The sequence below is a fragment of the Streptomyces sp. NPDC024632 genome (assembly GCF_055559175.1).
The window spans coordinates 1-13,327 of the sequence record NZ_JBVHLD010000013.1 but is presented as its reverse complement, the minus strand read 5'-3'; the positions used below and the strand labels follow the sequence as shown (position 1 = coordinate 13,327).

Sequence of the window (13,327 nt, the reverse complement as noted above, 5' to 3'; positions counted from 1 at the left end):
CCGAGGGGAGGGCCAACGTTGTCTCACGCTCGGATCATACCGCCGCCGGGGTCGCCGAAATCACCCTACGCCATCGGCTGCCGCCTCCCCTTCCGTCAGACCGAACCCGAGCGTGAAGCGGCCCGGTACGGCGGCCAGATGGTGCCGGGGCTGCAACGCGTGTCCGCAGGAGGCGCTGCCGAGGCCGTGGTGTTCGAGGTCGACATTGAGGTGGATACGGCCGTCGGGCCTGAGGTCGGCGGTGTGCCTGGCCGCCGCCAGGGCCGCGGTGGACCAGGGCCGCGCGGTCAGGTCGAACCAGGGGCTGCCGGTGATCTCCAGACCGGGCCCCGCGGAGTCGCCTTCGGGACTGGTGAGGCGGGCCCAGCGCACATGCCGCCGGTTGCCGTTCTCCTGCGGGTACACGTACGGCGTCTGCGCCTCGGCGACCGTGGTCGCGTACCGCCCGACGCGGACGGCCTCCTCGCTGTCCCGGTAGGACTCGCCGGGACCGAGGCCGAACCAGCTCAGCCGGTCGAGCGCCGCCGGGAGGGTCAGCGCGACGCCGAGCCGGGGCAGCGGTACCTCCCAGATGCCGATGGGCCGGGTGTCGACGGTGAGCACGAGCCGGTCCCCGGGCCCGGTGGTCCAGTGGTAGTCCGCCAGCATCGCGAGGTCCAGGCCCGCCGGGGCGATCCTGGTCCTCACCGTGAGGCTCGCCCCGCCCGCCGAGATCTCCAGCACCTTGTGCCGGAGCCGGTGCAGGCCGCTGCGGTGCCAGGCGGCCAGGAGCGGCGACCGGCCGTCGTTGTCGATCGGGGCCCGCCACAGGTCAACGCGGGGGCCTTCGAGCGCCAGGTCACCGAGGCGGAGCAGCCGTCCGTCGGCCGCGTCGAACTGTCCGGCGCCGAGGCTGATCGTTCCGCGGCGGCGCGCCTGAGGGGTGGTCGTGGTGGAAGCCGCGCCCGCGGGTCCCGCCGTCAGCGTGGTCGTGGTGGAAGCCGCGCCCGCGGGTCCCGCCGTCAGCGTGGTCGCGCCGTTGCCGTCCGGGGCGAACTGGGACCAGGCGACGGTGTGCCCGGCTCCGGTCCACGACTCGTCCGCGCCGAGCTGCGCGCTGAGGGTCACCCAGCGCTCCCCCGGTCCCGCCGCGGCGAGCGCCTTGGCCAGGCTGTCGGGCCAGTCCGCGCGGCGGGTGTCGCCGGGGCCGGTCACCGGCACCTCCCACGCGCCCTCCCCCGCCTGCTCGCCGTCGACTTCGAGCAGCCAGACCCAGCGCAGGTAACCGGTGTCCCGCGTGTGGTGCAGATTGCGGATCTCGACTCCGCCGCCGTCGCGGCGGGCGGTGATCCTGACCGGCTCGATGACCTTCGCGTACTCCAGGAGTCCGGGAGAGGGGGTGCGGTCGGGGAAGACCAGACCGTCGGCGACGAAGTTGCCGTCGTGGACGGGCTCGCCGAAGTCGCCTCCGTAGGCGTAGAAGAGCGTGCCCTCCTCGTCGCGCTGGGCGACGCCGTGGTCGATCCACTCCCAGACGAAGCCGCCCGCCAGCCGGGGGCTGCTCTCGAACAGCTCCTGGTACTGGCGCAGTCCGCCGGGGCCGTTGCCCATCGCGTGGGCGTACTCGCACAGCAGGAACGGCATCGCGCGCCTGCGGGCGTCGTTGGCCGGGTCGCCGGTGAGCGGTTCCTGGCGCGCGGCGACCGCCGCCACGAACGCGTAGTCGGGGTACATCACCGAGTACACGTCGGTGTAGGCGCAGTCGTCCCAGTCGCCCTCGTAGTGGATCAGCCGGTCGGGGTCGCGGTCGCGGATCCACTCGGCCATGGCCGCGAGATTCGCGCCGACGCCGGACTCGTTGCCGAGCGACCACATCACGACGCTGGGGTGGTTCTTGTCGCGCTCGACCATCCGCTCGGCCCGGTCGAGCAGCGCGGGGCGCCACTCGGGCTCGTCTGAGGGGTTGCGGCGCCAGCCGTTCTCCGAGAAGCCGTGGGTCTCCAGGTCGCACTCGTCGACCACCCACAGGCCGTGTTCGTCGCAGAGGTCGAGGAAGGCGGCGGCGGGCGGATAGTGGCTGGTCCGCACGGCGTTGATGTTGTGCCGCTTCATCAGCAGCACGTCGGCGAGCATCGTCTCGCGGGTCAGCGCGCGGCCCCTGACCGGGTCCCATTCGTGCCGGTTGACCCCGCGGAAGACGAGCGGCCTGCCGTTGGCGGTGACGACGCCGTCCTCGACCACGACCCGGCGGAAGCCGATACGCAGCGGGACGCGTTCGGTGGCCGTGACGAGTTCGCCCGCGTAGAGCCGGGGCTGTTCGTCGCTCCAGGGAGTGACGCCCGGCGCGGTGTGCGGACCGGCGGGATCGGCGTCGGTGATGCCGAGTTCGGGGACGCTCAGGCGCGCGTCGCCCGCGCCGTCGACGTCGACCCGCAGGGTGCCGGTGCCGGAGTGGTGGTCGTAGTCGGCGTGCACGAAGAAGTCGGCGATGCCGCCGGCCGGCCGGACCAGCAGCCGTACGGGGCGGAAGACACCCGACAGCCACCACATGTCCTGGTCTTCCAAGTAGCTGGCGGAGGACCACTGGTGGACCCGTACGGCCAGCACATTGCGGCCGGTCCGCAGGGTGTCGGTGACGTCGAATTCGGTGGGCAGCCGGCTGCCCTTGCCGTCGCCGAGCGGCCGGCCGTTGAGCCAGACCGCGAAGGCGGAGTCGACGCCCTCGAAGCGGAGCACCGCGGTGCCGCCGTCAGCGAAGCCCTCCGCGACGTCGAACTCCCTGCGGTACTCGCCTGTCGGGTTCTCGTCGGGCACGCGCGGCGGGTCGACGGGGATCGGGAAGGTGACGTTGGTGTACGCGGGTGTGCCGAAGCGGCCGGGTCCGGGGACGCCGTCCATCTGCCAGGACGAGGGCACGGGGACGGTCGTCCACTCGGCGGCGTCGAACTCCGGGGCCTCGAAGCCCACGGTCACGTCGTGGAGACCGTCGCCGAGCCGGAAGCTCCAGTCGCCGTTCAGGTCGAGGGCGGGTGCGTCGGAGTCGAACGACGCGCGGGGCCGCAGCCGGCCGTTGCCGGGTGATACGTCCTCGACGTAGGCGCAGGCGTCCGGGCTTTCGCTCCGGTTCTGGGCGTGGTCCATCGGTGCGACCGGTCCTTTCCGGGGGTCTGGGGCGTACACCTCGGGGTGTACGAGTCGGGGCTGACGCGTCAGGTGGCGGGATCGCGCGGGGCGGGGCCGATGTACGGCGGGCTTGCGCGAAGCGGGGCTGACGCGGGGCGGGATCGCGCGGGGCGGCGGGTGCTCAACCGGCCGCGCGCGGCGGCGCTGTGGAAGCGCGGACCTTGAGCGTGCTGGGCATGACGTTCTCGCGCTGGGCCGGCGGGCGGCCGTCCAGCAGGTCGAGCAGGATCTGCGCGGCGCGCCGGCCCACGTCGACGCTGTGCAGGTTGACGCTGGTCAGCGTCGGGTCGACGAGGTCGGCGGCCTCGGTGTCGTCGAAGCCCGCCACGGACACGTCGGCGGGCAGGGCGTGTCCGTGCTCGCGCAGCCAGCGCAGCGCGCCCAGGGCCATGCCGTCGTTGAAGGCGAAGATCGCGGTGGGCGGTTCCGGGTGGGCCATGAGCCGTTCGGCCGCCGCGTAGCCGGAAGCGGCGGTGAAGTCGCCGTGCTCCATGAGGTCGTCGGGGACAGTGCGGTGCGCGTCGGCCAGGGCGCGGTGCAGCCCGCGCAGCCGGGCGGCCATCGCGAGCCGGTTCTCCCGCGGGCCGTTGACCACGCCGATCCGGCGGTGGCCGAGGGCCAGCAGGTGCTGGGCGACGGCGTAGGCGCCGCCCTCGTCGTCGGGGTGGACGCAGGTGAGGTCTTCGGCGGTGTAGCCGATGACCACGGTGGGATATCCGGCGGACCGCAGGGCGGGCAGCGACTCCCCGCCGGTTCCGGCCTCGACCAGCAGGCCGTCGACCTGGCGGCGCTGGACGAACCGGCGGTAGGCGGACGCGGGTTCGTCGGCCACCTCGCGGGTGGACAGCAGCAACCCGTAGCCGCGCGAGGTCAGTTCCTGGTCCGCGCCCTGCACCAGGCGGATCAAGTGGTCGTTGGAGAAGGCGAATCCGGGGTTGTGCGGCAGGACGACGCCGATCACCTCGGTACGGCCGCTGGCCAGGGCGCGGGCACCGGCGCTCGGCCGGTAGTCGAGCGTCCGCATGGCGACCAGCACCCGGTCGCGTACGGCGTCGGTGACCGTACGGTCGCCGTTGATCACGCGGGAGACCGTCTGGTGGGAGACACCCGCCTCGGCCGCGACGGTACGCAGAGTCGGCCGGTCCGACACGGGGCATCCTCGATTCTTCAGTGACCGTTCACATGACGCGTCACTCATCGTAGAACCGATCGCCGCCGAGCGGAAGAGGTACGCGCCATTGACGCCGGGTGCGGCGAGTCCTAGCTTTACCTCCCGTCAAGTGAACGGTCACTCGTGTACCGCCAGACCGGCTCGAAGGTGTCGGCCCCACGACGGAGGACCCCGAACATGAGCGAGCAGGAACCCGCAGACAATCCCCCCGCACCCCGTCACACCCCGCGCGGTACCGGCGCGGTCTCCCGCCGGCGGATGCTGGCCTACGGCAGGAACGCCGCGATCGTCGCCGGAGCCGCCGTGGCGCTTCCGGCCGCCGTCACCTCCGCGGCGCGGGCCGCCGCCCCGCCGCCCGCCGCGCCCACCGGCGCGTCAGGACCGCTCGCCGCGCCCCCGGTGGCCACCGCGATCCCGACCAACACCCTGCCGAACGTGGTCACTTCCTGGACCGGGAACACCTTCTCCGGGGCCACCGAGTGGGTGCAGGACTTCGTCTTCAACATCGCCGTCGCCAAGGACGGCACCGTCTACACCGTCAGCTTCTGGGACGAGGGCGGGAACTACGCCGGCATCTACAATGACGGCCATCTCATCGGGAACTGCCACGGCGCGAACGGCGACGCGGTGGCGGTCAACGACTCGTACGTCTATCTCAGCGTCGGCAACGGCCTGACGCGCTTCGGCCTGAACGGCGCCGCCACCTCGCTGACCTACGCCGTGGGCAGTTCGCCCGCCGCCGCCGCGGCCTCGGCGACGCAGGTGGTCGCCACCGACCGGGCGGCCAACCTCGTCAAGGTCTTCGACGCCGCCAGCGGTGCGCTGCTGCGCAGTTGGAGCGTCAACAAGCCCGGCGCGGTGGCGATCGGCGCCAACGGCGAGATCTGGGTGGTCGCGAATGTCACGCGCGACGCCAACGACGGCCACTTCTGGCACGCCGACCCCGCGCATCCGGCGCAGATCCTGCACTTCTCCAACACCGGCGCGGCGCTGGCCGGAACGATCAGCGGCCCCTCCGCCGACTGGCTGCCCACCTCGCTCGCCGTGGACGTCCACGGCGACCTCCTCGTCGGCGACAACGGCCCGCTGCGCCAAGTCCACACGTACACCGGCCTGTCCGGTACGCCCACCCGGGCCCGCAGCCTCGGCCAGGCGGGCGGCATCGGCGCGGGGACACCGGGCCGGGTCACCGCGGACAAGTTCTTCGGCATCGTCGGCGTCGGCGGCGACGCCGCGGGCAACGTCTATGTCGCGATGTACGAATTCGGCACCTGGCTGCGGAAGTTCAGCGCGGCCGGGGCCGTGGTGTGGCAGCTCCAGGGCAGCGCCTTCGTGGACTCCGCCGACTTCGACCCGGCCTCCGACGGCGTCGAGGTCTACACCAAGCAGAATCACTACACCGTCAACTACGCGCGGCAGCCCGGCACCGACGCGACCTGGCGCGGCTACACCCTCGACTCGGTCAACTACCCGCAGGACGCGCGGCTGTTCCTGCCCGGCCATCACCACCACGCCACCTCGCCCTTCCTGAAGCGGCTCAACGGGCAGATGTACATGTACGTGACGGGCATGTACTGCGGTCACCTGCTCATCTACCGCTTCCAGGGCGAGATCGCGAAGCCGTCGGGGGCGATCTTCAAGGCGCACTGGTCGGGCGCCGATCCGGGCGACGACCCCAACTGGCCGCCGAACCAGCCCGCCTCGGGTCAGTGGATCTGGCGCGACCTGAGCGGCAACGGCGCCTTCGAGGCCGGGGAGTTCTTCCAGCCGGGCGACGGCAGCAACTCCCCCGGCAACTGCTGGGTCTGGTACGTCGACGACCGGGGCGACATCTGGGAGGGCGGCGACCGCGACCTGCGCCGCTACCCGTTGCAGGGCTTCGACGCGCAGGGCAACCCGGTCTACACGTACGCGAGCCGGGAGACGATCGCGCTGCCCGCGCCGTTCAGCGTCGTCCGCCGTCTGCACTACGACGTGGCCACCGACGTGATGTACATGGTCGGCTACACCCCTGACCAGGTCTTCGACAACGCCCACTGGAAGGAGTGCGGCAAGGTCCTGGTGCGCTACGACAAGTGGAGCACCGGCAACCGCACCCCGACCTGGACGCTGCTGCTGCCCTGGGACACCGCCGCCAACCCGATCGTGACCATGGTGAGTCTGGCCTTCGCGGGCGACTACATCTTCATCTCCGGTATCGCGACGCGCGGGCAGATCTGGGTGTGGAGGGCCGCCGACGCCAGCCCGGTCGGGACCTGGCAGCCCGGCGCCAACGTCGGCGGCGTGGAACGTACGGGGTGGGTCGACGTGCCGTACGGCATCACCGCGACCCGCAGGTCCAACGGCGACTATCTGGTCCAGGTCGAGGACGACCTGTTCAACAAGGTGCTGCTGTACCGCTGGACGCCGTAGGGACGCGCGGGTGCGCGGACGGGCGGCCGGAGGGGTGCCGCTCGTCCGCGCCGATGCGCGCCGGTACCAGCCGCTGCACGTCGTCATGTGTCGATCCGTGGGGATGACGTCAACACATCGAGCAGACAGGGAGTTTCCGTGACGGACGGACAACGGGTGCGGGTGGTCGCATCCGACGGCGTCGAGCTGGACGCCGTCGTGCACCGCCCCGCGTCCGGAGCCCCCGGTACAGGGGCCGGAACAGGGGCCGGGAGCAGGCCAGGGACCAGGTCCGGAACGGGCCCCGAGGGCACGGTGCTCCTGGTCCACGGAATCTCCGCGGATCTGGACGAGGGCGGGGCGTTCGTACGGCTCGCCCAGCGGCTGGCCGAACAGGGCCTGACCGCGCTGCGGTTCAGCTTCCGCGGGCACGGGAAAAGCGGCGGCGCTCCGCAAGGTGTGACAATCGCCGGGGAGATGCTGGACCTGGCGGCCGTCGCGGCCTACGCCGAGCGGGAGTTGCCCGGTCCGCTGGCGGTGGTGGCGGCGAGCTTCGGCGCCGTGTCCACCGGCCTGTCGATGCCCTGGCTGGGCGGGCGGCTGGCCCGCCTGGTGCTGTGGAATCCCGTCCTCGACCTGCGCCGGACCTTCCTCGAACCCGAACTCCCCTGGGGGCTGGCGAACTTCGGACCGGGTCCGCTGAAGGGCCTCGCCGAGCACGGGGAGCTGCTGATCGGCGGCCGGTTCGCCCTGGGCCGGGTGCTGTTCGCGGAGCTGGCCGCCCACCGGCCGATCGACGCCTACACCGCGGGCGGCCCGCCCGCCCTCGTCCTGCACGGGGACCGCGACGACTGCGTCTCCTTCGACATCGCCCGTGACGTCGCGGCGACGGTCCCGCACTGGGAATTCCGCCCGCTGCCCGGCGCCGGCCACGGTTTCCACTCCCCCGAGCACGAGCCCGAGGCGATCGCGGTGACCGCGCGGTGGCTCGCGCGCGGCATGACGGCCCAGGGGGGCACCATATGACCCGGCCGGCCGGAGACCTTCCCTACCGTACGGCGCTGATCGGCGCGGGCAGCATCGCGGACGACGCCCATGTCCCGGCGATCCGGGCGTTGTCCGGGCAGCTCGACCTGGTGGCGGTCGCGGACTCCGACCCGGCGCGGGCCGGGGATTTCGCGGCGCGGCACGGCATCGCGCGCGGTTACGACGACCCGCTGGAACTGCTGGCCGTCGAACGGCCCGACCTGGTGGTGATCTGCTCCCCGTCGTTCACCCACACCGATCTGACGGTGGCCGCGCTGGAGGCGGGTGCCTGGGTCTACTGCGAGAAGCCGCTGTGCGGTTCGCTGGCCGACCACGACCGGATTCTGGCCGCGGAGCGCGCGACGGGCCGCTGCTGCGCGCCGGTCTTCCAGTGGCGGGCGGGGTCGGGCGCCGCGCACGTACGCGGTCTGCTGCGCGACGGTGTGCTCGGGCCGCCGCTGCTGGCGCTGTGCCAGACCACCTGGTACCGGGGCGCGGATTACTACGCGGCCCCGTGGCGCGGTCGGCGCGCCACCGAACTGGGCGGTGCCACCGTCACGCAGGGCATCCACGCCATGGACCTGATGCTGTGGCTGATGCCCGACTGGGCGGAGGTGAGCGCGCGGATCGCGACGGTCGACCGGGACATCGAGACGGAGGACGTGTCCCTCGCCCATGTCGCCTTCGCCTCCGGCGCGCAGGCGTCGATCGTGAACAGCGTCGTGTCGGCGCGCCAGGAGTCGTATCTGCGGATCGACTGCGCGCGGGCCAGTACGGAGCTGCGCCACCTGTACGCGTACGGCAACGAGCACTGGACGTTCACCCCCGCGCCCGACCGGCCGCCGTCCACGCCCGGCTGGGACACCATCGGCGCCGAGGTGCCCGCGCACCAGGCGCCGCAGCTCGCGGACCTGGTCGCGCGGATGCGGCGGGGCGAGCCGCCCGAGCACACGGCGGCCGACGCGCGCCGCACCACCGAATTCGTCACCGCCCTCTACAAGTCGGCCGCGACCGGCCGCCCGGTCCCGCGGGGCTCGATCGGCGCCGACGACCCCTTCCACCGGTCCTGGTGGGGTGCCCCGCCCTCTCCCTGACGGCTCCCGCGCTCCCCCGGCCCGAGCGCCGCGCCCTCACCGCCGGGCGGTGCGCGGGCTCCGGCGGCGCAGGTACTCGAGGAGCAGGACGTTGGCGAGGGCCGCGGCGATCAGGAGGACGACGTTGAGCGTCGCGCTGCCCGCGCTGAGCCAGGCGGCGTCGTCGCCGTCGGCGTTCGTGGTGGACGCCCACAGCCCGCCGACCCCCTTGAGCAGCGCGTAGCCGCCGTAGACGAGGACCAGTGCCGCCATCCCGAAGGGCAGGGTCACGGCCACGGCCAGCAGGTACGGAAGGCTCGTCCCGGTGACGGCGCCGAGCACCGCCAGGACGGCCACGACCGCCATGTACAGGCCCTGGACGATCCGCCATCCCCATGTCGCGCCGCGCATCGCCGTACTCCCCCCGCCGACGAGAACCACCACTGCGCATGACTGTAGGCCCGGCGTGCGCGCGGGGAGCCGGGAGGGTCTCGCCATACGGGCCGGAGGGGCCATACGGGCCGTACGCGTCGCATACGCCACACGCGCCGTACGCACACCGCGTCGAGCCGGGACAGGCGGCGGCGCGCCCGGCCGGGAGAGACGGCGAAGGCTCCGCGCGTCCCTCCCGGCCGTCGCGACCGCGTCACGCGGCCGTCGGCCGGAGCCTCACAGCTCGGCGCGCACCGTACGGGCCGCCGCCACCAGGTTCTCCAGCGACGCCTTCGTCTCGGGCCAGCCGCGGGTCTTCAGGCCGCAGTCGGGGTTGACCCACAGCCGCTCGGCGGGGATGGCGAGCAGGCCCTCGCGCAGCAGCGAGGCCGCCTCCGCCGCGTCGGGCACCCGCGGCGAGTGGATGTCGTACACGCCGGGTCCCGCCTCGCGCGGGTAGCCGTGCGAGGCCAGTTCGGTGGCGACCTGCATGTGGGAGCGGGCGGCCTCCAGGCTGATGACGTCGGCGTCGAGGTCGTCGATGGCCTGGACGATGTCGCCGAACTCGGCGTAGCACATGTGGGTGTGGATCTGGGTGCCGGGAGCGACGGCGCCGGTGGTGAGCCGGAACGCCTCGGTGGCCCAGTCCAGGTACGCGGGCCGGTCGGCGGCGCGCAGCGGCAGGGTCTCGCGCAGCGCGGGCTCGTCGACCTGGATCACGCAGGTGCCCGCGGCCTCGAGGTCGGTGACCTCGTCGCGCAGGGCGAGCGCGACCTGCCGCGCGGTGTCGCCGAGCGGCTGGTCGTCGCGGACGAAGGACCAGGCCAGCATGGTGACGGGACCGGTGAGCATGCCCTTGACCGGGCGGTCGGTGAGCGACTGGGCGTACGACGTCCAGCGCACCGTCATCGGCTCCGGCCGGGAGATGTCCCCGGCCAGGACCGGCGGGCGCACGTACCGGGTGCCGTAGGACTGCACCCAGCCGTGCCGGGTGGCGAGGTAGCCGGTGAGCTGCTCGGCGAAGTACTGCACCATGTCGTTGCGTTCGGGTTCGCCGTGCACGAGCACGTCGAGGCCGGTCTTCTCCTGGAAGGAGACGACCTCGCCGATCTCGGCCCTGATCCGCTCCTCGTACCCCGCGGTGTCGATCCGGCCGGCCCGCAGGTCGGCGCGGGCGGCGCGCAGGTCGTCGGTCTGCGGGAACGAGCCGATGGTGGTGGTCGGCAGCAGCGGCAGGCCGAGCCGGGCGCGCTGGGCGGCGGCGCGCTCGGTGTACGGCTGGGAGCGGCGCCCGTCGGCGTCGGTGACGGCCGCGCTCCTGGCGCGTACGGCCGGGTCGCGGGTGATCGGGGAGGCGGCGCGGGAGGCGAGGGCGGCACGGTTGGCGGCGATCTCGGCGGCGATGGTGTCGGTGCCCTCGGCCAGGCCCTTGGCGAGCGTCACGATCTCGGTGGTCTTCTGCGCGGCGAAGGCGAGCCAGCCCAGAATCCGGGGGTCGATGTCGCGTTCGGGCGCGGTGTCGAGCGGGACGTGCAGCAGCGAGCAGGACGCGGCCACGTCGACGCGGTCGGCGAAGCCGAGGAGGGTGGCGAGGGTGGCCAGCGACTTCTCGTAGTCGTTGATCCAGATGTTGCGGCCGTTGACGACGCCCGCGACGAGCCGCTTGCCCGGCAGTCCGCCGACGGCGGCGAGGCCGTCCAGATTCGCGGCGGCGGCGTCGGTGAAGTCCAGCGCCAGACCCTCGACCGGGGCCTTGGCCAGGACGGGCAGCGCCTCGCCGAGCCGGTCGAAGTACGAGGCGACCAGCAGCTTCGGCCGGTCGGTGAGGCCGCCGAGGTCGCGGTAGGCGCGGGCGACGGCGTTCAGTTCGGCCGGGGTGCGGTCCTGGACGAGCGCGGGCTCGTCGAGCTGCGCCCAGGTGGCGCCCGCGGCGCGCAGGTCGGCGAGGACTTCGGCGTAGACGGGCAGCAGCCGGTCGAGCAGCGTCAGCGGCTCGAAGTCGGCGGCGACGCCGGGGGCGGGCTTGGCGAGCAGCAGATACGTGACCGGGCCGACCAGGACGGGCCGGGCGGTGTGGCCGAGCGCGGCGGCTTCCTTGAACTCGGCGACCTGCTTGGCGGAGTCGGCGGTGAAGACGGTGTCGGGGCCCAGTTCGGGGACCAGGTAGTGGTAGTTCGTGTCGAACCACTTGGTCATCTCCAGCGGCGCCACCTCCTGCGTGCCGCGGGCCATCGCGAAGTAGCCGTCGAGCGCGTCCGCGGTGACGGCCGACCGGTGCCTCGGGGGGACGGCGCCGACCATGACACTGGTGTCCAGCATGTGGTCGTAGTACGAGAAGTCGCCGGTCGGCACCTCGTGGACGCCCGCCTCGGCCAGCTTCCGCCAGGTCGAGCGGCGCAGGTCAGCCGCGGTCTCCCGGAGGGCGTCGGCGGTGACGCGGCCCTTCCAGTAGCCCTCGACGGCCTTCTTCAGTTCACGGTTCTCACCCTGGCGGGGGTAGCCGTACACGGTGGCCCGTGCTGCCGCGGCTGCGGACTTCGCTGTCACGGAAATCTCCTTCGCGAGATGACTCCTGGCCTCCCGGCGACGGGACGCGAGCGCGAAAGGGAGGTGACAGACCCGACGGACCCACAGTGCCCCGCAATGGCACCGGTCCGTCCGATATGCACGCCGACCCGCCCACGAGGTCACCGGGATATCCGTACGCGAACGGTCGCGTACGGGCGACGGGCAGGTCTTCGGACTCGCGGGCACGTCCGCCTGAGGCGGACACCTACTGACCGTCGCTTCCCAGGTCCGGTACGTCGGACCCAGTGCGTATGACGGCGGTCGTTCCCACTCACCGCTGCGGGGCAGTCCCGGATTCGCACCGGGTTCCCTCTTACGACGCGACCGCCTGGCTGACGGACGCGAACCTGTCGCACCGGCCAGGCTAGAGCGCGGACCATGCTCCGGTCACGCCGGACCACATTCCGGACGGCGGCCCCGGCCCTGAACCGGTCCTGACCCGGCCATGACGCGGCCCTGGCCCGCTCCTGGCCCGCTCCTGGCCTGGTGCGCGCTCTAGCCGGAGGTGGCGCCCGCGCCCGCCGCGACCGCGCCCGTCGCCACCAGCGCGATGATGACCACACCGAGCAGCACCCGGTAGATCACGAACGGCGTGAAGCTGCGGTGGGAGATGTACTTCAGGAACCAGGCGATGGCCGCGTAGCCCACCGCGAAGGCGATGACCGTCGCCAGCATCGTCGGGCCCCAGGCGGGCGCCGGGCCGCTGCCGAGCTTGAACAGCTCCAGGCCGCCGGAGGCCAGCACGGCGGGGATGGCCAGCAGGAACGAGTAGCGCGCGGCGGCCTCGCGGCTGTAGCCGAGGAACAGTCCGGCGCTGATGGTGCCGCCGGAGCGGGAGACGCCGGGGATCAGGGCGAGCGACTGCGCCACGCCGTACCAGAGGGAGTGCCGGAAGGTCAGCTCAGTGATCGGCTTGGGGCGGCGCACGGCGCGGGTGCGGTCGGCGACCGCCAGGACGAGTCCGAACAGGATCAGGACGGTGCCGGTGATCCGCAGGTCGCGCAGGCCGTTCTCGATGGTGTGCTGGAATGCCGCGCCCAGGACGGCGATCGGGACCGTACCGACGATCACGAACCAGCCCATCCGCGCGTCGTGGTCCTTGCGGCGCTCGGGGTGGAACAGCGACGCGGTCCACGCCTTGACGATGGTGGCGATGTCGCGCCGGAAGTAGATCAGCACGGCGGTCTCCGTGCCCAGTTGGGTGACCGCGGTGAAGGCCGCTCCGGGGTCGTCCCATCCGGCGAGGACGGAGACCACGCGTATGTGCGCGCTCGACGACACCGGCAGGAATTCGGTCAGACCCTGCACAAGGCCCAGGACAGCGGCGGTGAACCAGGACACGGCGGGGTGCTCCGGGGAGAGTTCGAGGGGAGGGTGGGTGAAGCGGGCGACGGCGTGCGGAGTCCGGGGCGGGGGGGGGGGGGGGGGGGGGGGGGGGGGGGGGGGGGGGGGGGGGGGGGGGGGGGGGGGGGGGGGGGGGGGGGGGGGGGGGGGGGGGGGGGGG

The 13,327-nt window shown here is 72.9% G+C and carries 8 protein-coding genes and 1 riboswitch; of the genes, 3 read left to right on the top strand and 5 right to left on the bottom strand.

The window, feature by feature from the left end; translation table 11 throughout:
- Positions 1 to 60: 60 nt before the first annotated feature.
- The gene (locus tag ACZ37P_RS25725; protein WP_467348826.1) at positions 61 to 3,120 is read right to left on the bottom strand and encodes a glycoside hydrolase family 2 TIM barrel-domain containing protein; all 3,060 of its coding nucleotides are present in this window, start codon (positions 3,118 to 3,120) and stop codon (positions 61 to 63) included.
- A gap of 163 nt (positions 3,121 to 3,283) precedes the next feature.
- Entirely contained in the window at positions 3,284 to 4,312 is a 1,029-nt protein-coding gene (locus ACZ37P_RS25720; RefSeq protein WP_391048314.1) for a LacI family DNA-binding transcriptional regulator, read from the bottom strand.
- A gap of 198 nt (positions 4,313 to 4,510) precedes the next feature.
- Here ACZ37P_RS25720 and ACZ37P_RS25715 point away from each other — a divergent pair, with 198 nt between their 5' ends.
- The 3 genes from ACZ37P_RS25715 (at position 4,511) to ACZ37P_RS25705 (ending at position 8,844) form a co-directional block, all read left to right on the top strand.
- Complete coding sequence (locus ACZ37P_RS25715) at positions 4,511 to 6,745, top strand: hypothetical protein (RefSeq protein ID WP_467348824.1); 2,235 nt, start codon at positions 4,511 to 4,513, stop codon at positions 6,743 to 6,745.
- 138 nt (positions 6,746 to 6,883) lie between these two features.
- A complete protein-coding gene (locus ACZ37P_RS25710; protein WP_467348822.1) occupies positions 6,884 to 7,750 on the top strand; it encodes an alpha/beta hydrolase in 867 nt (288 codons plus the stop codon).
- Positions 7,747 to 8,844: a Gfo/Idh/MocA family protein gene (locus tag ACZ37P_RS25705; protein WP_467348820.1), complete on the top strand. Its 1,098-nt coding sequence runs from the start codon at positions 7,747 to 7,749 to the stop codon at positions 8,842 to 8,844. The genes ACZ37P_RS25710 and ACZ37P_RS25705 overlap by 4 nt, the downstream gene beginning before the upstream one ends.
- Before the next feature lie 36 nt (positions 8,845 to 8,880).
- Here the strand turns inward: ACZ37P_RS25705 and ACZ37P_RS25700 are convergent, their stop codons facing one another.
- The 3 genes from ACZ37P_RS25700 to ACZ37P_RS25690 form a co-directional block, all read right to left on the bottom strand.
- Positions 8,881 to 9,234 carry a hypothetical protein gene (locus tag ACZ37P_RS25700; protein ID WP_467348818.1) on the bottom strand — a complete coding sequence of 118 codons (354 nt, stop codon included), beginning with the start codon at positions 9,232 to 9,234 and terminating at the stop codon, positions 8,881 to 8,883.
- 258 nt (positions 9,235 to 9,492) lie between these two features.
- On the bottom strand, positions 9,493 to 11,802 hold the full coding sequence (gene metE, locus ACZ37P_RS25695; RefSeq protein WP_467348816.1) for a 5-methyltetrahydropteroyltriglutamate--homocysteine S-methyltransferase: 2,310 nt from the start codon (positions 11,800 to 11,802) through the stop codon (positions 9,493 to 9,495).
- A gap of 165 nt (positions 11,803 to 11,967) precedes the next feature.
- Positions 11,968 to 12,189, bottom strand: a riboswitch (cobalamin riboswitch).
- A 129-nt stretch (positions 12,190 to 12,318) separates the two neighbouring features.
- Complete coding sequence (locus ACZ37P_RS25690) at positions 12,319 to 13,164, bottom strand: undecaprenyl-diphosphate phosphatase (RefSeq protein ID WP_467348815.1); 846 nt, start codon at positions 13,162 to 13,164, stop codon at positions 12,319 to 12,321.
- Between the last annotated feature and the right edge of the window lie 163 nt (positions 13,165 to 13,327).